Genomic DNA, 26,538 nt, shown 5'->3' on the forward strand with positions numbered 1-26,538 from the left:
AATGTGGTTCCGCACCTTCAATCCAGTATTGTAGGCGCCGGTAAGAGAATTCACTGACGGGTAAGGTTTGGTATTCTTCCTCGTCTTAATTGGGCGGCGGCCCTCCGCTGCGCTACGGGCAGCGTGCCAGTAGGTCGTGCAAACCGTGCCTTTAATAACTAGGCCAAGCAGCATCGCCCGCGCCCTTCGGGCGCCGGCTGGACGGCCTACGCGGCGCGCTACGCACGCCAAGCGCTCCGGCCGCCGCTGTTGGCAACGTTATGTGTAGATCCGAATGGAAATAGCAATTTTTTCAATTCCATTGCTCGCAATAGCTAGAAATATCTTTATGCGCTTCTATATGCCTGAAGCGTCGCTAGTGGAGACTGTAGAGAGATTGAACACCCCCTCTATGAAGAACTCATATACATTGATCTTGTCTATGTCCTGCTTTCTGCTCTCCCCAATCTACATATCTACAGGCTGGTATTGGGCATCTTTCGCTATTATTCTTCTCGCGGGCTTAATCTACTTTAGAAAAGCGCCAAGCCAAAAGCTACGTTTCCCTTTCTCGGGCTGCAGGGATTTTGAGGAAATTTATGCTCGGAGAAAGCGATCTATAGTAGTGATGATCCCAGTAGTTGTGCTCTGGATACTTTCTTGGTCAACCCACTACACATAACAAGCGGTTGTAGTCGCCGCGAAATACGCGGCTGGGACGGCTTACGCTACGCTCCAGCCGCCCCTAAACCGAACGTTAACAGTCAGTGAGTAGTAGCATGATCGAGCGGATAGCTGGCATATATAAAGGAAGGAATAAGTCTTCAGCGTACAAAGATCTTGTGTTCTCTGTCGCCACTTCACCTGATACCAGCGTAGGTACAAAAGAGCAGACCAAACAGGCTCTTGAGGTCATCTCTGAAAATTTGAAGGAGCTGGGGTCAAGTAAAGAGAGCATACTCTCGGCACAAGTTTTTATCGCTAAAATGGATGAGAAGGCAGAAATGGATGAAGCCTGGTGTTCCTGGATTGGGCCAAATCAAGAAAACTGGCCCCAGAGAGCCTGCTTAGGCGTTGAGTTGGAAGGTGCAGTGCTGGTGGAAGTCACTGTAGTAGCGGTTAGATCCCCAAACTGTTAACAAGGTGCTGCAGCCGACGTCTTACTTAATGCGCCTTTTGCGCAGTCGCTGCGCTCCTATTTTCGCGCAAAACGCGCATTAAGTAAGCCGCGACTGAGCACGGCGTTATGTGCTCAATGTCACCAAGGAATACTGACTTTGCGTAAAGAGCTTAGAACAAGGATCATTGAAGTCTGTGATCAAAAAATCGAGAAAAAAGGCTCGGAAGTAGGACTTTCCTTTTATGCGTTTTTTAAGAACAAAAATGATCAACCTGAAGTTCTAATGGAGGCCGCTCGTTGGTGGATTGAAATACATAAACTAGACCACTTCGAAAAAGCCAGTAAAATTAAAGACATGGTTGAAGCCGGTGTTTAACGTTTTCAAACGAGCACATAACAAGCCGCGGCAGTCGCTCCCTTTGGTCGCTGGGACAGCCAAAATGCTACGCTTATTTGTCTACCCCTGTACGGGGCATTAAGTTTTAGGAGATTTGGCTTTGGGCGTTAAATTCCGGGCAGTGAGAATAGCAAGCGAAGCAAAGCTGGAAGATATCGCTGAAATCATGCAGCGTGTTCTCGTAAACTTCTCAAATCCAATAAATTTCTCAAGCGTCTTCTATCGAGATCCGCGTGAAGGCGAAACTATCGCTACGATGGTAGCGTTCCAAAATAAAGATGCGCGGTTTCAAGTAATAACTGCAATTTCTTCATGCAGCGAGCAAATCGTCCCGCCGCCCCATAAATAGCTCATTTGGCGATCGTCCACCCCTGGTCGCTCTTGGTCTGCTGTTCAGGCGGTCCATGACAAACTGAACCTGCTCATCCGATACCGTACTGAAGTCCGTTCCCTTCGGGAAATATTGCCGAATAAGACCATTGGTATTTTCATTGATTCCACGCTCCCATGATGCATAGGGATGGGCAAAGTAAATATCCGCCTCCAGTCCTTTCGCGATCTCTTCATGACCGGCAAACTCAAGGCCATTGTCGAACGTGATTGTTTTGACTTTCTCCTTAAGGTGTACCATATGCGCAACCGCTGCAGCGGCGAGCAAGTCGGCTCTCTTGCCCGTCAGCAACACAATGACCGTATACAGCGATTTGCGCTCTACCAGGGTCAATAGCGCACCTTTGCGGCCTTTGCCGATGACTGTATCGCCTTCCCAGTCGCCAATTCGGTTACCCAGGTCAACAACCTCAGGGCGTTCATCAATACTCACTCTGTTCTTGATCTTGCCGCGTTGATCGTTGCTGCCGTAACGCTTGCGGTAGGGCTTTGACGCTACTCGCAGATGCGTATACAAATCGCCGCCATGAGCCTTGTCGGCATAGATCAGCTGATAAATTGTCTCATGATGTAAGGAAATACCCGTACACCGTTTCAGATAATCTGCTACCTGCTGCGGGCTTAACTCCTGCCGGAGCAGCGTTTCAATCTGATCACGTACCTCGTCCGTCACCTTCCGAGCCTTGTGGGCCCCATACCGTCTAACATTCGACAGCTTTTGAGCTTGCCCGGGCCGGTACCCTCGTAGCCCTTTGTTGCGACGCAGCTCTCGACAGATCGTAGAGGGATGCCTTTCCAGAAGTTCGGCAATCTCTATTTGCGAGTGCCCGGCTTTCTTCAGACTATAAATCTGGTATCGTTCGTTCTCGGTCAGCTGGTTGTAGCTCATCAGTGCTTTTCTCTTGGCGGGGAGAAGCGCCGACTCTACCAGCTGGCCTCTCTCTTACCAATTGCACTTATTATCCGAAACCGCGATGCCTTTTATTTGGATCGGCCGGACCCCGAGTTGCGCTCTTCCTTTTCGTCTAAAGCTTGGAAGCCTGGTTTCTTGTCTAACGTCTTCTCAAAATTCGGTGGGGCACATGCCGATCAAGACGTATCTGATTACCTCAGTCGAATTGTTGCCGTGGCCACGGCAAGACAGCTAAGCACGCGTTTTCATAATGCGACGGCTCATATTGTTTCCGATACTTTCTGTGAGTGTGGGCACATCACTTTCCAGAATGGGGTTGCCGCCAGCGGAGTGTTAGTCAGCCCAGAAGGCACAGAAAGAAAGGTCTCCATAAATAATGGAAGTATAGAGACCTCAGAATATTCTGTTGGTTCGGACTACCAGAAATACTTTTTTGAACAATCGAATGTGGATTTAGAAGAATTTTTGGAGTCATTGGAGTATTTGGGTCGCATCCAGGTCATGGCAAAAAAAGAATTAATTCCGAACGCTCAGTTTAATCTGGAGAAAATGTAACAAGGTATTGAGGTTTGTTTCGGGCCTAAGGCCCTCCACCGGGCGCCCTTGTCGGGGTGCCGCTGAATAACGGCGTTAGCTGCCGAAAGAGGAATTATTGTGCATCTCAGATATCTAATAATATGTGTAATTTTTATTACGCCTTTGGCTCAGGCAGACATTGTATTTCTTGGAGATAAGATAAGAGTTCAACTGTTGGAGCAATGTGGAACTTCATGTTCAGCAGGAAATTACAATATAACGACTCCAAAGCTGGACGCAAAGGCGTCAGAAGTAGCCTCTATTGCCAAGGATGCCAGTCATGCAGTCATAGTAGTCGATGCGACGCAAGGCCCGTTACCTATTGCTAGAGAGCATGTCCTAATAGCGAGGCAAGCTGGTGTACCAAGCTTGTCCATAATGTTCGCAAACGTTTCGGGCTTGAAGGGCATGGCAGATGCTGGAAAACTTCTCGAATTAGAAGAGGTGGAAGTTCGTGAAGTATTAAATATGTATGAGATGGGAGGGGACAATGCTCAGCTCTTTTATGATAGCGGCATCAAAGCTCTACCTAACATTAGTGCCAATGCAATAGGTTTAAAGTCTGTGTTATCCAAGATTGAGGCCATTCCTAAACGAAAGATATTTAATGTTAAATATTTTACTGGCAAGTCTTTAAACACTTATGTCTATCTTTTAACGCCTCAGGAAGCAAAATATACTGAGGCCTTATCCCAAGGTAGCTCTGTCAGCTTGTGGGTTAATGGGCAATTAACAAAAGGCAAGGTTGCTTCCCGCGGTTTGGCTCCGGGTGACAATGGAAAATTGAAACTTATTCTAGATAAACCGGTAAAGGCGGCTGAAGGTTCGCGTTACCTATTAGAGAAGAATGGAAAAATTATTGCGGCTGGCGCAGTTGTCAGTGTCAGCAGCTAACAAGCACAAGCAAGGGGCCAAACTACGCTCCACCAATTTGCGGCTCGCTTTGCTCACTTTACCGCAAATTGGCTCCACTATGTTTGGCCCCTGTTGTGGGCGTTATGTGTCTTTCAACTGGAAGTGCTTACCATGAAAGAATGGCTTGAAAGAGTTGAAAATTCTCTATCTATGGCTCTTGAAGCCGTAGAGAGCGGTGATCAAATACCTAGAGAAAACATGTATATGCTTGCTCCTATTTTTTATTCGCAAGTTAATAATATGAATAATGAGCAGTTGTTACAGGAAATGTCAGAGGTAATTGATGAGCAGTTCAAAGAGGATTGTTCCCATGATGAGAAATCAAAATTCCAGTATAAGTATCACTATGTGTCTTCATATTTGAGTTGTTACGTTGTTTCCGGAAAAATAGATGAGATGAAATTCGATATAATAATGGACCATGTAAACGATAAGTTAGATCTTTTTGAAGAAGGCTATGCCCCTTACTAAACCACATAACAAGCGGCTGTTATCGCCCCTTCGGGGCTGGGACTGCCTTTCCGATGCTTCGCAGCTCCAAGTCAGCCCCAAAGCCGGGCGTTAGAGCAAAGCTTGCCCACGTTTAGTAGACGCCACGGAGACAAATATCCATTGAAAATCGTGCTCCAATATATCTCGTATCTTTGAGCCTAAAGTCTCTGCACTAAAAAAGTCGGTAGCCAATTTCTTGATTAGACTTTAAAGATCAACTGTGTTCATCAGTTGGTAAAAAGTGGAAGCTACCAAGAATAGGTGGCGCTGACGCCCGCAAAGTTTTTACCAACAAGCGGCACTATGTCTACGCCTCCTTTGCGGGTGGTAAAGTAAAAAGAACTTAATATGCCCACTGCGGCACCGGCAGTTACATCAACTACGTCATGTTTTTTCGCTTTTACCCGGCTGTAGGCGACATAGGTTGCGGCCAGATATGCGGGGATTGCTTTGGTAAGTCCATACCTCTTGTGGATAAATGCGGCTCCCTGGAAGGCTGCGGAGGTATGTCCGGATGGAAATGAGTAATCTCCATTATTGTCGGGGCGCGGCTTGTTGATGGCGTATTTCAAAGTATACGTAACGCCCAGGTTGGTAGCGAAAGACTTGTAAAACTGGTTTCGCCCTTCGGCATCCCTGTTAAAGAGTGTCATGGAGTAAGCTGTGGTGGGGATGGCTAGCTGAAGAAGGTCGCCCAGTCTTTCCCCGTTGCTCTCACTCTTCGCAAAGGCTGGTTGCGAGGCGATAGGCAGTGCCACGCAGCACAGGGCTGCATACCAATAGGTTCTTATTTGCATTATTCCACCCTATGAATCTTTTCTTGTTACTTCTGTTTATGCACGCCGGTGCTCCGCCGGGGCCGTGAGTGCTGTTGGGGCCGCTCGTCGCCGTTCGGCGTCTGTGTCTTCCGTCGGTGAGGCAAAATCCTCCTACGGCGCAGAAGGCGATGGGAGGCGGGGATCGTAGGACTTTGGCATGACGCGTGAGATCCTGATCTTTCAAACAAGCTTGCGGCAGGTCGGATCAAGGATTGGTAAAAGCAAGGTCAAAAATTTGTCAAAACTCGACAGGGAAAACAAAAAAGGCGGATGAGTACTCATGGAAAGTCGGACGTTGGGCTCGACACGGTGGTGTCCGAATAACCTCCTGGGCGGAAATCACGGTTCCTTTCTCGGCCGATTGCGCCCCCGGAAGTATCGGTTTGCAGGCGCCATTGGTCGCACATAGCCCTCTATTGCTGTTTATGTGGGGGCGGCGACTAAGTCTTGAGTCTGTCAGTGGGGCCGGGGGGTGAAGCTTGAGTTGGGATCGCTTCTCAGGTGCTGAGGTGAAGTCAGGTTGTTTTCCGGGGAATTCCGCCGAAAAGTTGGTGGGTTCAGTGCGGTGGTTTTCTGTTCTGTGCTCCGGCGCTTTTGTAGGTCAAAATTTCGATAGAGACATCTTTACGATTGTCATCTGGCCCTGCCTTTTCGGTTTGACCATCTGGTCATTGTCTGTTTGGTTGCCCTTTTCGTGTAGGTTCGTAACAAATAAGTCTTTGTGTAACCTCGGGAATTTTGATAGTCTTCGCGCCGCAACCAGCCCGGAATGTTGCTTTAGTGATCGCCGGTGTTGTGCCCGCAGTGTTATCTGCATGAGTTATCTGCTGGAAGAGATTTTGGAAGCGAACTGCCCCACCTTATCCGCGAGCGAAACCGCTCCGTTTGCCCCCGCTCTGCGGCGGGTAGAGGTGGTGTTTAGCTTTTTTGCGGTGGCTTTTGTCACTGTGGGCCTGGGCTGTTGGCTGGTGCATTTTGGTCTGAGCTTTGATGCCGCCGGAATGAGCCTTCAGGGCAACATCGCCCTGAACGTGCTGGCCAGTATGTTGCTGGCCGGTCTGTTGATGTCGAATTTCTTCGTCTGCCGGCACTTCCAGCAGATCTTCACCTTTTTCAAATCGTTTCGTACAGTTTTCCTGCGTTTTCTGTTCAACGTGGTGTCTCCGACACCCATGCTGTGCAGTACGCCGCGTACGGTTCATGGTAGCCGTGCTCCTCCCCTGATCGACTGAAAATGTCGGTCTTTCCCGACCCGTCGTATTGTTGTTCACATTTGCTTGAGTGACGAACCCATAGGCGCAACTGCTCTACTGGGAACCTTCTCTTTGCTTGTGGCCAGCGGGCCTGATTGCTTGCAGCTGCGATGTGTCTTCGATGCGTGATTCACTCTGCCTTACTTAGCTGAAGGGCAGTCGTTGTAAAACCCTGGAAGAGGATCTCTCCTCGTGTTAGTTCGTAGCCTTAGAAAAGCTGCGCTGGCTGCTGCCGTGTTCGCACTGGCGGGATGTCAGGGTGGTGTACTCGACCCCAAAGGCCAAGTGGGTGTCGATGAGAAGAACCTGATAATAATCTCGACGGTACTGATGTTGCTGGTGGTGATCCCGGTCATCGTCATGACACTGTACTTCGCCTGGAAATACCGCGAAGGTCGGGAAAACGAAATCTACGCACCCAAGTGGTCGCATTCCACCAAGATCGAAACGATCGTCTGGCTGGTGCCGGTCGCGATCATTCTGGTCCTGGGTGTGATCACCTGGCGTTCTACCCAGGCGCTGGATCCTTACAAGCCGTTGGATCACCAGGAGAAGCACCTGACGGTTGAGGTGGTTTCACTCAACTGGAAGTGGCTGTTTATCTACCCGGAGCAGGGCATTGCCTCTGTGAATGAGCTGGTGATTCCCACCGACGTGCCGGTGCGCTTCAAGATCACTTCCGAGTCCACCATGAACTCGTTCTTCATTCCGCAGCTGGGTAGCCAGATCTACTCCATGGCGGGTATGGAGACCAAGCTGCACCTGATCGCCAACGAGCCGGGTACTTACGAAGGCTACTCCGCCAACTATAGCGGCGCGGGCTTTACCGGCATGAAGTTCAAGACCGTGGCCACTGACAAGGCCGGTTTCCAGCACTGGATCGATTCGGTCAAGCAGGACACCGACAAACTCGACAGCGCCGCTTACGCGGAGCTGGTGAAGCCGAGTGAAAATGTTCCGGTGGAGCACTTCGGCGCGGTGAGCGAAACCCTGTTCCACGACATCATGTACAAGTACATGAAGAACTATAACGACTGGAATAAGAATTCCCCGAAGGCGGAATCCGAACATTCCATTTCTGAAAACTCAGCTGCTCATCACGATGCAGCGGATGCTGAGAGGAGCTAGCAGTTACCATGTCTTTGCTCGGTAAATTATCTCTCGATGCCATCCCCTACCACGAGCCCATTATCATGGGCACGTTGGCAGTGGTTGGTATAGCTGGTGTCGCCATTGCGATCGCCATCACTCGCGCCAAGCAGTGGGGTGTCCTGTGGAACGACTGGATTACCTCTGTTGACCACAAGCGCCTCGGTGTCATGTACATCCTGCTGGCACTGATCATGCTGGTGCGCGGCTTCTCCGACGCCATCATGATGCGTACCCAGCTGGCGTTGGCTACCAACGGCCACGAAGGTTACCTGCCACCTGAACACTACGACCAGATCTTCACCGCCCACGGTGTGATCATGATCATCTTCATGGCCATGCCATTCATGATCGGTCTGATGAACATCGCCCTGCCGCTGCAAATCGGCGCGCGCGATGTGGCGTTCCCGTTCATGAACAACCTGAGCTTCTGGCTGACTGCCGGCGGCGCCGTGCTGATTAACCTGTCTCTCGGTCTGGGTGAGTTCGCCAAGACCGGGTGGCTGGCGTATCCGCCGCTGTCGGAGCAGTCATTCAGTCCCGGAGTGGGGGTCGATTACTATATCTGGGCGCTACAGATATCCGGGGTCGGTACTCTGTTGACCGGGGTCAACTTCCTGGTGACCGTATTCAAGATGCGCGCACCGGGCATGAAGCTGATGGATATGCCGATCTTCACCTGGGCGTGCACCTGGGCGAACGTCCTGATCGTGGCTTCCTTCCCGATCCTGACTGCGGTTCTTGGCCTGCTGGCGCTGGATCGCTACTTCGATTTCCACTTCTTCACCAACGCAGCTGGCGGCAACGCCATGATGTATATCAACCTGTTCTGGGCCTGGGGTCACCCCGAGGTATACATCCTGATTCTGCCGGCGTTTGGTATTTTCTCCGACGTGATCTCCACCTTTACCGGCAAGCGCCTGTTCGGCTACAAGTCGATGGTATGGGCCAGCGGTGCGATTTCCATCCTCGGCTTTATCGTGTGGCTGCACCACTTCTTCACCATGGGTTCCAGTGCCAACGTCAATGCCTTCTTTGGCATCATGACGATGATTATCGCTGTGCCCACCGGCGTGAAGCTGTTCAACTGGCTGTTCACCATCTATCGCGGCCGACTGCGCCTGACCGTTCCGGTGCTGTGGACCCTGGGCTTTATGGTGACTTTCACCATCGGTGGTATGACCGGCGTTCTGCTGGCCGTACCGGGTGCTGACTATGTCCTGCACAACAGCCTGTTCCTGATCGCCCACTTCCACAACACCATTATCGGTGGTGCGGTATTCGGTTACATGGCGGGCTTCGCGTACTGGTTCCCGAAGGCCATGGGCTTCCACCTCAACGAGCGTATCGGCAAGGCCTCCTTCTGGTGCTGGCAGATCGGTTTCTACGTGGCCTTCATGCCGCTGTACGTACTGGGCTTCCTGGGCATGACCCGTCGCCTGAACCACACCAACAACCCGGACTGGAACATCTGGCTGTACTTCGCGTGTATCGGTGCGTTCATCATCCTGGTGGGTATCGTGCTGCAGTTTGTCCAGCTGTACCTGGCATTCCGCGATCGCGAGAAGAACCGCGACCTGACCGGTGACCCGTGGAACGGCCACACTCTGGAGTGGGCTACCGCCTCTCCGCCGCAGTTCTACAACTTCGCCCAGATTCCGCAAGTACGCGATATCGATGCGTTCACCGATATGAAAGAGCAGGGTATTGCCTACAAGAAACCGGCTAGCTATGCGCCGATTCATATGCCGAAGAACACCGCCAGCGGTGTGCTGATGGCCGCTGGCGCGACTCTGTTCGGTTTTGCCGCCATCTGGCATATCACTTGGCTGGCCGTAGCGGGCCTGATCGGAACTGTCGTGTTCCTGCTGCTGCGGGCGTATAACAACGATGTGGATTACTACGTGCAGCCCGACGAAGTCGAGCGCATTGAATCTCTCCATCTGAATCAAGTTAAGGAGGCCACGGCATGACCACCATGACGGAGGCTGCGCACCTGGTCGACGATTCCAGAAGCCTGGAAGAGGCGCACGCGCACGATCACGAGCACCACGATACCGGTGGCAACACGGTATTTGGTTTCTGGATCTACCTGATGACCGACTGCATTCTGTTTGCATCGGTATTCGCAACCTACGCGGTGTTGTTCATGAACACCGCCGGCGGTGTGTCCGGCCGCGATATCTTCGAGCTGGATTACGTCGCGATTGAAACTGCTGCGCTGCTGTTCAGTAGTATCACGTACGGCTTTGCGATGATCTCTGCGCACAAGCAGAACAAAAGCGCCACGCTCGCGTGGCTGCTGGTGACTTTCGCTCTCGGTGCCGTGTTTATCGGTATGGAAGTGAACGAGTTCCACCACCTGGTTGCCGAGGGCAATGGCCCGTCGCGCAGCGCCTTCCTGTCCTCCTTCTTCACGCTGGTGGGCATGCACGGCATGCACGTGACCGCCGGCCTGATCTGGATGGTGGTGATGATGATCGAGGTGTTCAAGCGCGGCCTGGGCAGCCAGACTGTCACGCGCCTGAGCTGCCTGAGCCTGTTCTGGCACTTCCTCGACATCGTCTGGATCTGCGTGTTTACCGTTGTTTACCTGTTGGGAGTAATGTAATGAGCTCACAATCTGTTGCAGCACACGGTGTTGACCACGGGGCGGCACATGATGCCGCCCACAGTGCGGATCACGGTGCCGATCACGGCAGCGTCAAATCGTACCTGGTCGGCTTTGTGCTGTCGGTTATCCTGACTGCAATCCCGTTCTGGGCGGCAATGACCGGCTACTTCCCCAAGTCGACGGCCATTCCGCTGGTATTGATCATGGCGGTAGTGCAGGTGATTGTTCACCTGAAGTACTTCCTGCACCTGAACTTCTCTGAAGAAGGCCGGGCCAATACCTTTGCTTTCCTGTTTACTGCACTGATCATCGTCATGGTGGTGGGGCTGTCTGTATGGATTATCTACAGCGCCAACGCGATGATGATGCACTGACCATGAACAGCAAGTTCGGACATTATTTCAAGGTCACCAAGCCCGGCATCATTGCCGGGAACCTGATCTCGGTTGCGGGCGGCTTCTTTCTTGCCGCTCGCGGCGAGATCGACTGGGCACTGTTTTTTGCAACAGTGATTGGCCTGTCGCTGGTGGTGGCTTCCGGTTGCGCGCTGAACAACTGCATCGATCGGGATATCGATGCCAAGATGCAGCGCACTCGCAACCGGGTCACGGTGACCGGGGAAATGTCTGTCCGTGCCGCCCTGTGGCACGGCCTGCTGCTGGGTGCGGTGGGTTTCGGGTTACTGATCGCCTATACCAATGCGGTCACTGTTGCCTTTGCCGCACTCGGTTACGTGGTTTATGTCGGTATTTACAGCCTGTACATGAAGCGCAATTCCGTATACGGCACTCTCGTCGGCGCGTTGTCTGGCGCTGTACCGCCGGTAGTGGGTTACTGCGCGGTTACCGGCCAGTGTGATGCCGCGGCGCTGATCCTGCTGCTGATGTTCTGCCTGTGGCAGATGCCGCACTCCTACGCCATTGCGATTTTCCGCTACAAGGATTACGAGGCGGCGGGAATCCCGGTATTGCCGGTGGCAGAGGGCATCGCCAAGGCCAAGCGCCAGATTGTGCTGTATATCGCTGTGTTCAGCCTGGTAACCGTGCTGTTGCCGCTGAGTGGCTACACCGGTATGGCCTTTATGGTAGTGGCCTGTGCAACCAGCCTGTGGTGGCTGGTGATGGCGCTGCGCGGTTACCGCCACGGTGTCGATGTCACCGGTTGGGCGCGCCAGGTGTTCGCCTTCTCGATCGTGACGATCACGGTACTCAGTATCACGATGGCGCTGGACTTCAAAGCCGTTGCGCCGAATCTGCCGGTGCTTGGATAAGGCACCGTTAGAAACTGCTTGTCGAATTTTCCCGGCGGCTGTCGAACAGTCAGTCGCCGGGGCCTTTCCTTTCACTACTCCCGGCTTCTTTTGTCTCCCCTTTGTTGCTGAGCTAATCCTTCAGTGCACATCGACGCGTCGGTTTCGTCGAGGTATCGCCCAGGAATCGGGGGTTTTTCGCTCTCGGTGCCACACTGGCTGCGCGTTTGAATCAGCCGTGAATATCTTCCCGGGCGGCAATAATGGGCGAGGTGGCGGTCTGCGCTCGCCACCCCTGGTTAGGCCGCGGCCAATCACCCCTGCATCTGCTCCAGCTCCAGCCCTTTGGTCTCGTGTACCAGATAAATGACGAAGGCGATGGAGAGGATCGCAAACAGCATATAAATACCGTATGCGCCGGCCAGACCGATGCCGGTCAGCATGATCGGGAAGGTCATGGTGATGGCGAAATTCGCCGCCCACTGGGCCAGGCCGGACACCGCCAGGCCGGAGCCGCGGATCTGGTTGGGGAACATCTCACCGAGCATGGCCCACATCGCCGGGCCCCAAGAACCGTTAAAGAAAAACACATAGGCATTGGCGGCCACCAGGGCAAGCAGGCCCATGCCGTGGGATAGCTGCAGTTTGCCATCGGCATCCAGTGTCGCGGTGGTGAACGCAAAGGCCACCAGCGCCAGCGTGACCGCCATACCAATGGAGCCGACCAGCAGCAGCGGCTTGCGGCCGATGCGGTCGATCAGGGCGATGGTGATCAGGCAGGCGCCGATACTGACCGCGCCAGAGATGATATTGATCATCAGTGCATCGGCTTCCGAGAAGCCCACCGCCTGCCACAGCACGGCGCCGTAGTAGAACACCACATTAATTCCCACCAGCTGCTGGAATACGGCGAGCCCAAGGCCTGTCCAGACAATCTTGCGCAGCCGGCCGTGCCGATCCAGCAGGTCGCGCAGGCGCGGCTTGCGGTCGCCGGCCACGGAGTTGCGAATATCGGCAAGTTTCTGTTGCACTTGTGCCTCGCCGTACAGCTGGTGCAACACCTGGGTGGCGCGGGAGGTCTGCTTCGACAGCACAAGGTAGCGGGGGCTCTCGGGGATAAACAGCAGTGAGACAAAGAACAGTGAGGCCGGGGCGATTTCGATCCAGAACATCCAGCGCCAGGCATCAAAGCCCATCCACCAGCTGTTGACCGCCGAGCCGGCGACCTGGGCCAGGGCATAGTTGCTGACGAAGGCGGCGAAGAGCCCGGAAATGATGGCGATCTGGTTGATGGTCACCAGGCGCCCGCGCAGAGCAGCCGGTGCCACTTCACTGATATACGCCGGCGACATGACACTGGCGGCACCCACCGCGAGGCCGCCGAGAATACGGTAGCAGACAAACTCCGCGGAATTGCCGGCGATGCCGGAACCCCAGGCGCTGATGATAAAAAACACCGCCGATAGCAGCAGCAGCCGCTTGCGCCCCCACAGGTCGGCCAGGCGTCCGGCGAAATAGGCACCGACAGCACAGCCGAGCAACATGGAGGCCACATTGAAGCCGGTGCCGGCGGTGTCGGAATTGAATGCCTGTTGCAGGCCGGTCACGGTGCCGTTGATGACGCCGCTGTCGAACCCGAACAGGAAGCCGCCGATGGTGGCGACGCCGCAAATCAGAATAACAAAAGCCAGGGAAGCGGAATCCCGCTTTCCGGCTACGAGGATATCCGCTGAACTCTCAATCGCTTGCATAGGTACTTCCCGTATCTGTCGTTTCTTATCGTTGTCCAACCGGGCGCAGGGCCGCGGTAACTTCCGATGCTAAGACGTTCGGGGCGGCGGGATCGTCCTACTTTGTGCTGTAGCGCAAAGTAGGTCGCGATTCGGGATCCCACTTTGTTGCAGCGACAGTGGAGGGTGGCAAGGCCGACCGGTATTACCGTTCAGCCGTGCGGGGTAGCGCTGATCCGCGGTCGATCAACGCAGTATGAAAGCCCCTTCGAGGCCGGATTCGGCATCGGGCGCTATCCACACCTTGAAGTCGCCGGGCTCCGTGACCTGCTGCATGGCGGGATTGTGGAAGCTGAGATCGCCACTGCGCAGGGTAAAGGACACGCGACGGGATTCGCCCGGCTTCAGGTTCACCCGCTGGAAGCCCTTCAACTCGCGCACCGGGCGGGTGGTGCTGCCCACCAGGTCGCGGGTGTAGAGCTGTACCACTTCGGTGGCCGGTACATGGCCGGTATTGGCGATGGTGGCCGATACGGTCAGGTTACCGTCCATGGCCATCTCCTTGTGGCTCAGCTGCAGGTCGCGGTAGGTGAACTGGCTGTAGGTGAGACCGTAGCCGAATGGGAACAGTGGCTTGTGGCCATAGTCCAGCAGGTTCGACGAGTTGCCCGGCTGGTGCTGGAACACCCCCGGCTTGATGTCGTCGATGCGGGTGTAGTTGTCGTCGGTGGCCGGGCGGCCGGTGGCCATATGGTTGTAGTAGATCGGGATCTGGCCCGCGCCCACCGGCCAGGACAGCGGCAGGCGGCCGGACGGCGAGGTTTTGCCGTAGAGCACGTCGGCCAGCGCCGGACCGGCCATGGTGCCGGGGTGCCAGGCCATCATGACTGCACTGGCCTGTTGCAAGGTGTCGTCGAGCTGCAGCGGGCGGCCGGCCATCAGGATCATGGCGAGCGGTTTGCCGGTTTTGGCCAGTTCCGCTACCAGCGCGTTCTGGGCGCCGGGCAGGCGGATATCGCCGCGGCTATGGCCCTCGCCGGTAAGGATGGATTCCTCACCGCCCACATACAGGATCACATCGGCCTTGTTGGCAGTGGCGATGGCTTTGGCAAAGCCGTCGCGGCGCTTGTCGCGGCTGTAGGCGAGGCCGGGGGCGTAGAGCACCTTGTTGTCACCCACCAGCTGGCGCAGTGCCGGCAGCAGGGTATGCGAGTACTTCTTGTCGCCGTTATAGATCCAGGTGCCCAGCTGTTCGTGGGGCACTTCCGCCAGCGGGCCGATCACGGCCACCGTCTGGTTTTTGTTCAGTGGCAGCAGCTGCTGGTCATTCTTCAGCAACACGAAAGTTTCTTCGGCGGCCTGCTGCGCTGCGGCAAGGGCATCGCTGGTGCGGATCATCTTCTCGCGCGCTGTGGCGGTGCGGGCGCGCGGGTAGGGGTGCTCCCACAGGCCCAGGCGCAGCTTGATGCGCAGGATGTTCGCCACCGCGGTGTCCAGTTGCTGTTGCGAGAATTTGCCTTCCTCGATCAGCAGCGGCAGGTAGCGATCATAGGTATCGGTGTGCATCTCCATATCCACGCCGGCGTTGGCGGCCAGCTCGGCGGCCTGCTTGGCGTCACGGGCGAAGCCGTGCGGGATCATTTCCATCACCGAGTTCCAGTCGCTGACTACAAAGCCGTCAAATTTCCATTCGTCGCGCAGAATCTGCCTGGTCAACAGCGGATTGGCGGTACCGGGAACATCGTTCAGGGTGCTGTAGGTGGTCATGACGCTGGCGAGGCCCGCGTCGATGGCGGCCTTGAACGGCGGCAGGTAGATATCGCGCAGGGTGCGCTCGGGAATATAGGCGCTGTTGTAATCGCGCCCGCCCTCGGCGGCGCCGTAGCCGGCGAAGTGCTTGGCGCAGGCGGCGATACTTGCGGGATCGCTCAGGTCGTCACCCTGGAAACCTTCCACCATCGCCGCGCCCAGGGCTGAGGTGAGGTAGGGATCTTCGCCCAGGGATTCGGCGATGCGGCCCCAGCGCGGGTCGCGGGCGATGTCGATCATCGGCGCGAAGGTCCAGCGGATACCGTCGGCACTGGCTTCCTGCGCGGCGACACGCGCGCCGCGGCGTACCAGGTCAGGATTCCAGCTGGCGGCCTGGCCGAGGGGAATCGGAAAGATCGTCTCGTAGCCGTGGATCACATCCTGGCCGAACAGCAGCGGAATATGCCGGGGACTCTCTTCCACCGCGATGCGTTGTAGCTCTTCGAACGCATTGTCATCGGCCTTGTTGAAGTTCACATTCAGGAAGCCACCGATTCGGCCCTCGCGGATAGCCTGTTTGACTTTGGGGATGTCTTCGCTGTTGAAGGTGCCCCAGTCGCGCAGCGCCAGCTGGCCGACTTTTTCGCGAGTGGTCATCTGCGCGAGCAGCTGATCAATGCGCTGCTCGATCCTGTCCTTGCTGTCGGCCGCCAGGGTGGGCGCAGTCAAACACTGCGATACCAGTACCAGGCCGAGCCCGACTCTTTTTAGGAATGTTGTCATGGGGTGCACCCTCTGAGTTTTCTTTCACCTGCGCTGTGTGATGCGCCGTCGCCGCGACACTGCGGCGCTCGCCAATGACACAAGTTAATGTCGCGCTGTTCCGCTGTCGTCCAGATACGCGCCCGCGGCCTGGATCGGGCCGCCGCCGGCAGCGGCGGTGGTTTGCCAAATTTCCTATGTGATTCAGGGGGTTATCGTTGTCGCCCAAACCGCCCGAAGTGCCAGTTTGAGCCGCGGCGAAGTGGGACGACGATGCACTGCCTTTTTCTGTGCGGTGCGGGTGGCGGCGGCCGGCTGTCGTATACTGCGACTGGTGAAATCTGCGAACGGGAGCGTCATGGCGAGCGAGCTACCTGAACTTGTCGGCAAAGTACTGTCGCGCCACCCCTGCGCGGGGGTGCGCTGGGTCGGCTATTCCGGCGGGCTCGATTCCACCGTGCTGCTGCATCTGCTCACTCGCATGGGATTGCCGGTGCGTGCACTGCATATCCACCACGGGCTGTCTGCGCATGCCGACCACTGGCAGCGGCACTGCGAAGGGATGGCGGCGCTATTGGGCGTGCCGATAAAGGTGCGCCGGGTGCAGGTCGAGACCGCCGCTGGCGGCCTGGAGCAGGGCGCGCGGCGGGCCCGCTACCGCGCCTTTGCCGAACAACTGACGGATGGCGATCAAATTTTGTTGGCCCAGCATGGCGACGACCAGGTAGAGACCTTCCTGCTGCGATTGCTGCGCGGTGCCGGTGCCCTCGGCCTCGGGGCCATGGCGGAAAGCCGCCCGCTGCCGCTTGCCGGGGAGGGGCGCGCGACGCTGTTGCGCCCGCTGCTCGGCGCCGGTCGCGCACAGCTGGAGGATTATGCCCACGCCTGTGGTCTGGATTGGATCGAAGACGAGAGCAACCGCGATACCGCTATCGAGCGCAACTATCTACGTGCACGGGTACTGCCGGCGCTGGCCGAACGCTGGCCGGTGCGTGCGCGGGTAGCGCGGGCGGCGGGCAACCTGCGCGAGGCCGCCGAGTTGCTGGGGGATCTGGGCGCAGTGGATCTGGCGGCCTGCCAGCGGCGGCGTGAGCGCTGGGGCGAGAGCGTGGACCTGGGCGCGCTCGGGCGGCTGCCCGAGCGCCGGCAGAAGAACCTGCTGCGCAGCTGGTTGGCCAGCTGCGGCGCCGAGATGCCTGCGGCCCAGCAGCTGGATGAGGTGCTGGCGCAGGTGCGCGACGCGGCAGCCGACTCGGTGCCGGCGGTCGCTGTCGGCGGGCTGGTGGCGCGGCGTTTTCGCGAGCGCCTGTATCTGACCCCGCGGTTGCCGGCGGTAACGGCGAGCGCCGACTGGCGCTGGCGCGGTGACACTATCCTTGCGCTACCCGGCGGTGGGGCGCTGTCTCCCGGGGCGGACTGGCCGGTTGGCGACTACGTGGTCCGCTTCCGCCGCGGCGGCGAGCGGGCGCACCCGCTGGGACGGGGCCATTCCCAGACCCTGAAGAAACTGCTGCAGGAGCATGGGCTGGAACCCTGGCTGCGGGACCGGGTGCCGCTGGTCTATCGAGCCGCGACAACGGAAACCCCGATTGCGGTCGGGGATCTGTTCCGCTGTGAAGCCGGCCTGCCGGATGCCCTGGCGTGGCGATTTGGCTGGGCCGCGGGTGCGATTTTGGATTGAGCACAATGGGGCTTTCTGGTAGTCTGGCGTCCCATCTCAAAGGCACCGGGACGGGCAGGAACAGTCTCCAGGGCAGTTCGCTGAAAGTCGGCCCGGGCCAGCCCCGCATCCCCCGTTTGACGGGTTTTCAACTGACCAAGGTTTTGCATGACGCGCTATATTTTTGTCACAGGTGGCGTGGTTTCCTCGTTGGGGAAAGGTATCGCCTCCGCTTCCCTGGCCGCCATTCTCGAGGCCCGTGGCCTCAAGGTCACCATCCTTAAGCTGGATCCGTACATCAACGTGGATCCGGGCACGATGAGCCCCTTCCAGCACGGCGAGGTCTACGTGACCGAAGATGGCGCCGAGACGGATCTGGACCTCGGCCACTACGAGCGCTTTATCCGCACGCGCATGTCCAAGCGCAACAACTTCACCACCGGCCGGGTGTACGAGACCGTGCTGCGCAAAGAGCGCCGCGGCGATTACCTGGGTGGAACCGTGCAGGTGATTCCGCACATCACCGACGAGATCAAGCGCCGCGTGGTCGAAGGTGGCCGCGATGTGGACGTGGCCATCGTCGAAATCGGCGGCACGGTGGGTGATATCGAATCCCAGCCGTTCCTGGAATCCGTGCGCCAGCTGCGGGTGGAACTGGGCCTGAACCGCGCCCTGCTGATCCACCTGAGCTATGTGCCGTTTATCGCCACCGCCGGCGAGACCAAAACCAAGCCGACCCAGCACTCGGTGAAGGAGCTGCGCTCCATTGGCCTGCAGCCGGATATCCTGCTGTGTCGCTCCGAGCGCGAGATCGACGATGACTCGCGCCGCAAGATTGCGCTGTTCACCAACGTCGAGGAGCGCGCGGTGGTGCCGCTGCCGGATGCCAAGACCATTTACGGTGTACCGCGCCTGCTGCACGGCTACGGCCTCGACGACATCGTGGTGGAAAAGCTGCAGCTGGAATGTACTGCCCCGGACCTGTCCGAGTGGGATGCGGTGGTCGATGGCAAGCTGAACCCGCAGCGCGAAGTGAAAATCGCGATGGTCGGCAAGTACATGGAGCTGCTGGATGCTTACAAATCCCTGATCGAATCCCTGAGCCATGCCGGTATCAAGCACCGCTGCAAGGTGGATATCGATTTTATCAATGCCGAGGATGTCGAAGGCGAAAACGGCCTGGAGCTGATCAAGGGCGCCGATGCCATTCTGGTGCCCGGCGGTTTCGGCGAACGCGGCCTCGAGGGCAAGCTGGAATCGGTGCGCTATGCGCGCGAGAACAACATCCCGTTCCTGGGCATCTGCCTGGGCCTGCAATCGGTAGTGATCGAATACGCCCGCAACGTGCTGGGTCTGAAAGACGCTAACAGCACCGAGTTCGACGTCAATACCGCCAACCCGGTCATCGGCCTGATTACCGAGTGGATCGACAGCGAAGGCAAGGTCGAGAAGCGCGATGAGCACTCCGACCTGGGCGGCACCATGCGCCTCGGTGGCCAGGAGTGCCGTCTGGCCAAAGACAGCAAGGCGCGGGAAATCTACGGCTCCGACGTTATTGTCGAGCGCCACCGCCACCGCTTCGAAGTGAACAACAACTACGTCGATCGCCTGCAGAAGGCCGGCCTGAAAGTCGGCGGCTGGTCCGCGGACGACACCCTGGTGGAAATGGTCGAGCTGCCGGAACACGCCTGGTTCATGGCCTGTCAGTTCCACCCGGAATTCACTTCCACCCCGCGCGACGGCCACCCGCTGTTCGAAAGCTTTATCGCGGCGGCCATGCATCAGCACGAGAAGCAGGGCTGATTCAGACTATTTGATGCTCGCCTCCCCCGCTCGCGGGAGAGGGCGCGGAGAGGGAAAAATGAAAACTATCGAAGTCGGAAACATCCCGGTCGCCAACGACAAACCGTTCACGCTGTTTGGTGGCATGAACGTACTGGAATCCCGCGACATGGCCATGCAGGTGGCCGAACACTACGTCAAGGTTACTGAAAAACTCGGTATCCCCTATGTATTCAAGGCCTCCTTCGACAAGGCCAACCGCTCGTCCATTCACTCCTACCGCGGCCCCGGTATGGAAGAGGGCCTGAAGATCTTTGAAGAGGTCAAGAACACCTTCAACGTACCGCTGATCACCGACGTGCACGAGCCCGATCAGGCGGCACCGGTGGCCGAAGTCGTCGACGTGATCCAGCTGCCGGCCTTCCTCGCCCGCCAGACCGATCTGGTGGCGGCGATGGCGAAAACCGACGCGGTGATCAATGTGAAGAAGCCGCAATTCATGAGCCCGCCGCAGATCAACAATGTGGTGGAGAAGTTCGCCGAGGGCGGCAACGACAAAGTGATCCTGTGCGAGCGCGGCGCCTGCTTCGGATACGACAACCTGGTGGTGGACATGCTCGGCTTCCGCACCATGATCGATTCCACCGGCGGTGCACCGGTCATCTTCGATGTGACCCACTCGCTGCAGATGCGCGACCCGGGCGGCGCCGCCTCCGGCGGCCGTCGCGCCCAGGTCACCGAACTGGGCCGTGCCGGCCTGGCGATCGGCATCGCCGGCCTGTTCCTGGAAGCGCACCCGAATCCGGACAAGGCCCTGTGCGATGGCCCCAGCGCCCTGCCGCTGGAGAAACTGGAGCCGTTCCTGGCGCAGATGAAAGCGGTGGACGACCTGGTGAAAGGCTTCGCGCCGTTGGATACCAAGTAATTTAACGGGCGCCACAGAAGCCTGAATTGAACAGCCGGCGCAATGCGCAGCGACGCCACCAACGGTAACGAAGAGCCCGCGGGAAGCGCCGGAAAAAAACAAACCAGCCATTCATAAACTCAAAAAACACGGAGTCTCGTTGATGAGCAAGATTGTCGCCGTTAAGGCCTACGAAGTTCTGGATTCCCGCGGTAACCCCACCGTTGAAGCGGATGTGATCCTGGAAGACGGTTCCAAAGGTACCGCCTGTGCCCCATCCGGCGCCTCCACTGGTTCCCGCGAAGCGCTGGAACTGCGCGACGGCGACAAGAGCCGCTACCTGGGCAAGGGCGTGCTGAAAGCGGTTGAAAACATCAACACCACCATTACCGACCTGCTCAAAGGCATGGACGCGACCGACCAGCGCGCGCTGGACCAGGCGATGATCGACGCCGACGGCACCGACAATAAAGCCGTGCTCGGCGCCAACGCCATCCTGGCTGTTTCCCTGGCCGCCGCCAAAGCGGCCGCCGTCTCCAAGAATATTCCGCTGTACCAGCACATCGCCGAAATCAACGGCACCGCCGGCCAGTACACGCTGCCGGTACCGATGATGAATATCCTCAACGGCGGTGAGCACGCCGACAACAATGTGGACATCCAGGAATTCATGATCCAGCCGGTCAAGGCCACCAGCTTTGCCGAAGCCCTGCGCCAGGGCGCCGAGATTTTCCACTCCCTGAAAAAAGTGCTGTCCGCCCAGGGCCTCAATACCGCCGTTGGTGACGAAGGTGGCTTCGCGCCGAACCTGCCGTCCAACGAGGCGGCCCTGAAAATGATTGCCGAAGCGGTGGAGAAAGCCGGCTACAAGCTCGGTGACGACATCACCCTGGCCCTGGACTGCGCTTCTTCCGAGTTCTACAAAGACGGCAAGTACGACCTCGCCGGCGAAGGCAAGGTGTTCGACAGCGAAGGCTTCGCCGACTACCTGGCGCAACTGGCCGACGGCTACCCGATCCTGTCCATCGAAGACGGCATGGACGAGAGCGACTGGGACGGCTGGAAAGTGCTGACCGACAAGATCGGCAACAAGGTACAACTGGTGGGCGACGACCTGTTCGTCACCAACACCAAGATCCTCAAAGAGGGGATCGAAAAGGGTGTGGCCAACTCCATCCTGATCAAGTTCAACCAGATCGGCTCCCTGAGCGAGACCCTGGACGCGATCAAGATGGCCAAGGACGCCGGTTACACCGCGGTGATTTCCCACCGTTCCGGCGAGACTGAAGACACCACCATCGCCGATCTCGCCGTCGCCACCGCTGCCGGCCAGATCAAGACCGGCTCGCTGTGTCGTTCCGACCGCGTTGCCAAGTACAATCGCCTGCTGCGTATCGAAGCCGAGCTGGACGGTGCAGCGCCGTATCGCGGCCGCGCGGAATTTAAGTAAGGTTTGGCCCGATTGCGGCAAAACTTTTTTGCCGCAATCGGCCTGGTAGGACTCCAGGCCGGATGAGAAGGTCCCGCTGCCGTCGGTGGCGGAGCCGCGATTCCAATGGCTGCTGGGTATGACCCCCGCGTGATTTTTCTATGAAATGGCTGCTGGCAATTCTCACCATCATGCTCCTGGCAACCCAATACCGCCTGTGGGTGGGGAAGGGCAGCCTCGCGGAAGTGACACGCCTGAAGCGCGAGCTGACCGAACAGCAGGATAAAAACTCTGCGCTGGAGCGGCAGAACCGCCAGTTGCTGCGCGAAGTGCGCAGCCTCAAAGTGGGTACCGACGGCGTGGAAGCCAAGGCCCGTTACGACCTGGGCCTGATCAAAAAAGGCGAAACCCTGTTTATCTTTATGGATCCGGACCAAAAGCGGAGCGCGACCAGCCGTGATCACTGATTATTGGGTCGTGGTCCCCGCCGCCGGGGCCGGCAAGCGCATGGGCGCAGACAGGCCCAAACAGTACCTGCCGCTGCTCGGCCGGCCGATGTTGTCGCTGACCCTGCGCAATATCCTCACCTGGCCCGGCCTTGCGGGCATTGTCGTGGCTGTCGCCGACGACGACAGTGATTTCAATCACCTGGCGGAAGCCGAACACCCAAAAGTGCAACGCGTCACCGGCGGCGCCGAACGCGCCGATTCGGTCCTCGCCGCGCTGAACTTCCTCGCCACACGTATCCCCGGAGAAACCCCGGTACTGGTGCACGATGCCGCGCGCCCCTGTATCGCGCTCGACGATGTCGAGGCGCTGCTGCGGGCCGGCCCGGTGGCGCTGCTGGCGCAGCCCGCCAGCGACACCGTCAAAGCCAGCCGCAAGGAGGGCGAACGCGACCTGGTGGAGCGCACCCTCGATCGCAGTGGCATCTGGCTGGCACAGACACCGCAGCGCGCGCCGCTGGCACTGCTGCAGGACTGTTTGCGCCGCGCGCTGGAGCGGCAACTGGCGGTTACCGACGAATCCAGTGCGCTGGAACAGTTTGGCCAGGCACCGCAACTGGTGCCCGGCCGGCGCGACAATATCAAGGTGACCCACCCCTACGATATCTACCTGGCGGAAGCGATATTACGCCTGCGCTTCGCGCCCACAGAGGACAACCGATCGTGAGTTTCAGAATCGGCCAGGGCTTTGATGTCCACGCCTTTTGTTCGGACAAAGAGGGCCCCGGCGACCACATTGTGCTTGGCGGCGTGAAAATTCCCCACGAGCGCGGCTTGAAAGCCCACTCGGATGGCGACGTGCTGCTGCACGCGCTGGCGGACGCCGTTCTCGGCGCGCTGGCACTCGGCGATATCGGCCACCATTTCCCCGATACCGATGCCAGCTACGCCGGGGCCGACAGCCGCGTGCTGCTGCGCCATGTGGTGGGGCTGGTCGCGGAGCGCGGTTACCGGTTGGTAAACGCTGACTGCACCCTGATTGCGCAGGCGCCCAAGATGGCACCGCATATCGATACCATGCGCGCGAATATCGCCGCCGACTGTGGCCTGGAAACCGGCGCCGCCAGCGTCAAGGCCACCACTACGGAAAGACTCGGCTTTACCGGGCGCGGTGAGGGGATCGCCGCCCAGGCCGTGGTATTGCTCGAGCGCGCCAATGACTGAGTCCAATTCCGCACAGAACTGGTCACTCGACTGGCCCAGAGCGCTGGGCGGTGCGGCCATCACCGCCGATTTTCGTACCCAGCCGGAAGACTTTGTCGTCTATGAACTGGCTGCGCCGTCAATCACTGACAGCGGTGAGCACGTCTACTTGCACATCCGCAAACGCGGTGCCAATACCGGCTGGGTGGCGCAGCAGCTGGCACAGCTGGCCGGTGTGCAAACCCGGGATATCGGTTTTTACGGCCTCAAGGACCGTCACGCGGTGACAACCCAGTGGTTCAGTGTGTGGCTGGGGCAGAAGGCAGCGCCGGACTGGACAGCGCTGAACAGTGGCGAGGTGGAGCTGCTGCAGCACGGCCGCGGAGCGCGCAAGCTCCGCCGCGGCGAACACGCCGGCAACCGCTTTGCGATCCGGTTGCGCAATGTGCGCGGCGACAGCGATGCGGCGCAAGCCGTATTGGCGCAGGTAAGCGGCGGAGTACCCAATTACTTCGGCGAGCAGCGTTTCGGCCGCGACGGCGGCAACCTGGATCTGGCGCGCCGGCTGGCGGAAGAGGGCGGGCGCTGCCGCCGCAGCGACAAAGCCTTTGCGATGTCGGCCGCGCGCAGCTGGCTGTTCAATCGGGTGCTTGCGGAGCGCGTGCGCACCGGCCGCTGGCAGCAGCCCCTGGACGGCGAGCCACAAGAAGAGCCCACCGGGCCGCTGTGGGGCCGCGGCCGCAATCCCGCCACGGCGGCAGTGGCCGAACTGGAGGCCGAGGTACTGGCCGACTGGGCGTCCTGGTGCGATTGGCTGGAACACTGCGGCCTGAGTCAGGAACGGCGGCCACTGGCGCTGGTGCCGGCGGCATTCAGCCACGAGTGGACGGGGGACGACCTGCGTCTGGAGTTTGCGCTGCCGGGGGGGGGCTTCGCCACCGCGCTGCTGCGCGAGGTGGCAGAGCTGGTCAACACTTCCGGCGCCACATAGAATCTTGGCTCCGGCCCGGATATTTTGCCGGGCCGGCAATGATCGTGCCCGGTACCGCAGGCCCAGGGCATTTTGACCGCGTTCAGGAATGCTGATTACACGGCATTTCGCGGTATGAATGGGCGGCGGGAGCGGAGATCTGGCGAGGGTGTGGCCAGCGCCGGGGGATAACATTTGGCGCCCTGAAAGGCTTCAAAAATTTCAGAAAAAACATAGGGTTACGTTAACTGTGAGCGGCCTGGTGAAGTGTCCGGGCCAGCCGACTGGCGGAGCATGTGGAATAACAACAATATGGATAACCTGAAACGCGAGGGTCTGGGAATGACCTCCCAGCGCACCCGCAATCGCCTGATCCAGCGGTTGCGGGAAGAGGGCATCAGCAACGAAACCGTACTGGATGTGATGGCATCCACGCCGCGCCACCTGTTTCTGGACGAAGCGCTGGCCGTGCGCGCCTACGAGGATACTTCCCTACCCATCGGCTACGGCCAGACCATTTCCCAGCCCTACATTGTCGCGCGCATGACCGAACTGTTGATGAGCCGCGCCAAGTCCCTGCACCGGGTGCTGGAAGTGGGCACGGGTTCCGGTTACCAGACAGCGATTCTCGCCGGCCTGGTGGAGCAACTCTACTCGGTGGAGCGCATTGGCCCGCTGCTGGACCAGGCGCGGCGCCGGCTGCGGGAGCTGGAAATTTTCAATGTGGAGCTGAACCTGAGTAGCGGTGGCTTCGGCTGGGCGGAAAAAGCGCCCTTCGACGCAATTCTGGCGGCGGCTGCGCCGGCGGCGATTCCCGCCGAGCTGAAGCAGCAACTGGCACCGAACGGTGTACTGGTCATTCCAGTGGGCGGAGACAGCCAGTTCCTGCATATCGTCACACGGCGCGAGGACAGCGACCGTTTCGACGTGGAGCGTCTGGAAGCCGTGCGCTTCGTGCCCCTGCTCAGCGGGGTGGTCCGATGAGCGCGCCACAATTTCTGCGCGGACGCTATTGGGGCGTCGCGCTGCGCGGTATGGCCATGGGCGCCGCAGATGTCGTACCCGGGGTCTCCGGGGGCACCATTGCCTTTATCACCGGCATCTACCAGGAGTTGCTCGACTCGCTCAGCCGCCTGGGACCGCACTGTATTACGGTGCTGCGCCGCGAGGGCATTGCGGCAACCTGGCGCTATATCAACGGCAGTTTCCTGCTGGCGCTGTTTAGCGGCATCCTGCTCAGCGTGTTCAGCCTGGCGCGGGTGATCGGCCTGTTGCTGCAAACCTACCCGATTCTGGTCTGGTCGTTTTTCTTCGGCCTGATCCTGGCCTCGGCCGTTCCGATCGTCAGACATATTCCGCGCTGGTCGCCGGGAGTGGTGCTGTGCCTGGCGCTCGGCATTGTCACGGCGATCGCCGTCAGCGAGTTGCGCCCGGCGCAGGTGCCGGCCACACCGCTGACATTGTTTCTCTCCGGCGCGCTGGCCATTTGCGCAATGGTGCTGCCGGGGATTTCCGGTGCCTTTATCCTGCTGATGATCGGGATTTATCCGCGCTTGCTGGATGCGGTCCACGACCTGCAGTTCGTCAATCTCGGCTGTTTTGCCGCCGGTGCCGCCGCCGGCCTGATGCTGTTCAGTCGCCTGCTGTCGTGGCTGATGCATCATTACATCGCGCGCACTCTGGCGTTTCTGGCCGGTATCCTGCTGGGCAGCCTGAAAATTGTGTGGCCGTGGAAACTGGCGACGGGCACGGTGAGTGGCAGCGACAAACTGGCGCCGCTGTTGTCCAACTGCCTGCCGTCGGCGTACGAGAATGCCACCGGGCAGCCGGCCCAGTTTGGCTGGGCGCTGTGTGCGGCCGTGGCCGCGGCGGTGCTGGTGCTGGTGCTCGAATCTCTGGGGAGGCGCCACAAGGTGCACGATTAAGAGGCGCGAAATTCCTGTCGCCGGAATTTACGCTGCCACAGGTCGGAATGACAGCGTTTTCTAAAGGAAAACGGCGAGTTTCCGCTATATTTTTTTAGACACTTTTCCCATAA

25 protein-coding genes are annotated in these 26,538 nt (G+C 58.3%); 21 read left to right on the forward strand and 4 right to left on the reverse strand.

Translation table 11 applies throughout. The features are described 5' to 3' along the window. The first annotated feature begins 758 nt into the window (after window positions 1-758). Window positions 759-1,118 (forward strand): Rid family hydrolase, encoded by a 360-nt coding sequence (locus ABDK11_RS05900; protein ID WP_346839373.1) that lies wholly within the window; start codon window positions 759-761, stop codon window positions 1,116-1,118. A 138-nt stretch (window positions 1,119-1,256) separates the two neighbouring features. Then, entirely contained in the window at window positions 1,257-1,475 is a 219-nt protein-coding gene (locus ABDK11_RS05905; RefSeq protein WP_346839374.1) for a DUF6500 family protein, read from the forward strand. A 331-nt stretch (window positions 1,476-1,806) separates the two neighbouring features. Here ABDK11_RS05905 and ABDK11_RS05910 read toward each other — a convergent pair whose 3' ends face one another. Further along, window positions 1,807-2,775 carry an IS30 family transposase gene (locus ABDK11_RS05910; RefSeq protein WP_346836609.1) on the reverse strand — a complete coding sequence of 323 codons (969 nt, stop codon included), beginning with the start codon at window positions 2,773-2,775 and terminating at the stop codon, window positions 1,807-1,809. A gap of 159 nt (window positions 2,776-2,934) precedes the next feature. Between ABDK11_RS05910 and ABDK11_RS05915 the strand changes: the two genes are divergently transcribed. The 3 genes from ABDK11_RS05915 to ABDK11_RS05925 all read left to right on the forward strand — a co-directional run bounded on the left by ABDK11_RS05915 (window position 2,935) and on the right by ABDK11_RS05925 (window position 4,761). Next, window positions 2,935-3,354: a hypothetical protein gene (locus tag ABDK11_RS05915; RefSeq protein ID WP_346839375.1), complete on the forward strand. Its 420-nt coding sequence runs from the start codon at window positions 2,935-2,937 to the stop codon at window positions 3,352-3,354. 99 nt (window positions 3,355-3,453) lie between these two features. Beyond that, window positions 3,454-4,269 (forward strand): hypothetical protein, encoded by an 816-nt coding sequence (locus tag ABDK11_RS05920; RefSeq protein WP_346839376.1) that lies wholly within the window; start codon window positions 3,454-3,456, stop codon window positions 4,267-4,269. Window positions 4,270-4,401: 132 nt separating this feature from the next. Then, window positions 4,402-4,761, forward strand: a complete 360-nt coding sequence (locus tag ABDK11_RS05925; protein WP_346839377.1) for a hypothetical protein — start codon at window positions 4,402-4,404, stop codon at window positions 4,759-4,761. Between the two features lie 269 nt (window positions 4,762-5,030). On the opposite strand, the gene ABDK11_RS05930 is transcribed toward ABDK11_RS05925, so the two are convergent. Continuing rightward, entirely contained in the window at window positions 5,031-5,579 is a 549-nt protein-coding gene (locus ABDK11_RS05930) for a phosphatase PAP2 family protein (protein ID WP_346839378.1), read from the reverse strand. Window positions 5,580-6,415: 836 nt separating this feature from the next. On the opposite strand from ABDK11_RS05930, the gene ABDK11_RS05935 reads away from it, so the two are divergent. The 6 genes from ABDK11_RS05935 to cyoE all read left to right on the forward strand — a co-directional run bounded on the left by ABDK11_RS05935 (window position 6,416) and on the right by cyoE (window position 11,886). Then, window positions 6,416-6,832: a hypothetical protein gene (locus tag ABDK11_RS05935; protein WP_346839379.1), complete on the forward strand. Its 417-nt coding sequence runs from the start codon at window positions 6,416-6,418 to the stop codon at window positions 6,830-6,832. A gap of 213 nt (window positions 6,833-7,045) precedes the next feature. Beyond that, window positions 7,046-7,981, forward strand: coding sequence for a ubiquinol oxidase subunit II (gene cyoA, locus ABDK11_RS05940; protein WP_346839380.1), 936 nt, complete (start codon window positions 7,046-7,048; stop codon window positions 7,979-7,981). Between the two features lie 8 nt (window positions 7,982-7,989). Then, complete coding sequence (cyoB, locus tag ABDK11_RS05945) at window positions 7,990-9,975, forward strand: cytochrome o ubiquinol oxidase subunit I (protein WP_346839381.1); 1,986 nt, start codon at window positions 7,990-7,992, stop codon at window positions 9,973-9,975. Then, on the forward strand, window positions 9,972-10,613 hold the full coding sequence (gene cyoC / locus ABDK11_RS05950) for a cytochrome o ubiquinol oxidase subunit III (RefSeq protein ID WP_346839382.1): 642 nt from the start codon (window positions 9,972-9,974) through the stop codon (window positions 10,611-10,613). Before cyoB ends, cyoC begins: the two co-directional genes overlap by 4 nt. After that, window positions 10,613-10,990 carry a cytochrome o ubiquinol oxidase subunit IV gene (gene cyoD / locus ABDK11_RS05955; RefSeq protein WP_346839383.1) on the forward strand — a complete coding sequence of 126 codons (378 nt, stop codon included), beginning with the start codon at window positions 10,613-10,615 and terminating at the stop codon, window positions 10,988-10,990. The genes cyoC and cyoD overlap by 1 nt, the downstream gene beginning before the upstream one ends. Then, window positions 10,951-11,886 (forward strand): heme o synthase, encoded by a 936-nt coding sequence (cyoE, locus tag ABDK11_RS05960; RefSeq protein ID WP_346839384.1) that lies wholly within the window; start codon window positions 10,951-10,953, stop codon window positions 11,884-11,886. Before cyoD ends, cyoE begins: the two co-directional genes overlap by 40 nt. Window positions 11,887-12,179: 293 nt before the next feature. On the opposite strand, the gene ABDK11_RS05965 is transcribed toward cyoE, so the two are convergent. Together ABDK11_RS05965 and bglX are read right to left on the reverse strand one after the other, a co-directional pair. Then, window positions 12,180-13,655, reverse strand: a complete 1,476-nt coding sequence (locus tag ABDK11_RS05965; protein WP_346839385.1) for a sugar porter family MFS transporter — start codon at window positions 13,653-13,655, stop codon at window positions 12,180-12,182. A gap of 186 nt (window positions 13,656-13,841) precedes the next feature. Continuing rightward, window positions 13,842-16,127, reverse strand: a complete 2,286-nt coding sequence (gene bglX / locus ABDK11_RS05970) for a beta-glucosidase BglX (RefSeq protein WP_346839386.1) — start codon at window positions 16,125-16,127, stop codon at window positions 13,842-13,844. A 337-nt stretch (window positions 16,128-16,464) separates the two neighbouring features. Between bglX and tilS the strand changes: the two genes are divergently transcribed. The 10 genes from tilS (at window position 16,465) to ABDK11_RS06020 (ending at window position 26,425) form a co-directional block, all read left to right on the forward strand. Continuing rightward, entirely contained in the window at window positions 16,465-17,787 is a 1,323-nt protein-coding gene (gene tilS, locus ABDK11_RS05975) for a tRNA lysidine(34) synthetase TilS (protein ID WP_346839387.1), read from the forward strand. A 147-nt stretch (window positions 17,788-17,934) separates the two neighbouring features. After that, the gene (locus ABDK11_RS05980; RefSeq protein ID WP_346839388.1) at window positions 17,935-19,569 is read left to right on the forward strand and encodes a CTP synthase; all 1,635 of its coding nucleotides are present in this window, start codon (window positions 17,935-17,937) and stop codon (window positions 19,567-19,569) included. 58 nt (window positions 19,570-19,627) lie between these two features. Beyond that, on the forward strand, window positions 19,628-20,473 hold the full coding sequence (gene kdsA / locus ABDK11_RS05985; RefSeq protein ID WP_346839389.1) for a 3-deoxy-8-phosphooctulonate synthase: 846 nt from the start codon (window positions 19,628-19,630) through the stop codon (window positions 20,471-20,473). Window positions 20,474-20,615: 142 nt separating this feature from the next. Next, complete coding sequence (gene eno, locus ABDK11_RS05990) at window positions 20,616-21,902, forward strand: phosphopyruvate hydratase (protein ID WP_346839390.1); 1,287 nt, start codon at window positions 20,616-20,618, stop codon at window positions 21,900-21,902. A 140-nt stretch (window positions 21,903-22,042) separates the two neighbouring features. After that, window positions 22,043-22,348, forward strand: a complete 306-nt coding sequence (locus ABDK11_RS05995; RefSeq protein ID WP_346839391.1) for a septum formation initiator family protein — start codon at window positions 22,043-22,045, stop codon at window positions 22,346-22,348. Continuing rightward, window positions 22,338-23,054 (forward strand): 2-C-methyl-D-erythritol 4-phosphate cytidylyltransferase, encoded by a 717-nt coding sequence (ispD, locus tag ABDK11_RS06000; RefSeq protein WP_346839392.1) that lies wholly within the window; start codon window positions 22,338-22,340, stop codon window positions 23,052-23,054. The genes ABDK11_RS05995 and ispD overlap by 11 nt, the downstream gene beginning before the upstream one ends. Continuing rightward, entirely contained in the window at window positions 23,051-23,551 is a 501-nt protein-coding gene (gene ispF / locus ABDK11_RS06005) for a 2-C-methyl-D-erythritol 2,4-cyclodiphosphate synthase (RefSeq protein WP_346839393.1), read from the forward strand. The genes ispD and ispF overlap by 4 nt, the downstream gene beginning before the upstream one ends. Then, the gene (locus ABDK11_RS06010; protein WP_346839394.1) at window positions 23,544-24,521 is read left to right on the forward strand and encodes a tRNA pseudouridine(13) synthase TruD; all 978 of its coding nucleotides are present in this window, start codon (window positions 23,544-23,546) and stop codon (window positions 24,519-24,521) included. Before ispF ends, ABDK11_RS06010 begins: the two co-directional genes overlap by 8 nt. A 291-nt stretch (window positions 24,522-24,812) precedes the next feature. Then, entirely contained in the window at window positions 24,813-25,484 is a 672-nt protein-coding gene (locus tag ABDK11_RS06015; RefSeq protein WP_346839395.1) for a protein-L-isoaspartate(D-aspartate) O-methyltransferase, read from the forward strand. Next, window positions 25,481-26,425, forward strand: coding sequence for a DUF368 domain-containing protein (locus ABDK11_RS06020; RefSeq protein WP_346839396.1), 945 nt, complete (start codon window positions 25,481-25,483; stop codon window positions 26,423-26,425). Before ABDK11_RS06015 ends, ABDK11_RS06020 begins: the two co-directional genes overlap by 4 nt. Window positions 26,426-26,538 lie beyond the last annotated feature (113 nt).

Origin of the sequence: Microbulbifer sp. SAOS-129_SWC (assembly GCF_039696035.1) — a bacterium.
Taxonomy (GTDB): Bacteria; Pseudomonadota; Gammaproteobacteria; order Pseudomonadales; family Cellvibrionaceae; genus Microbulbifer.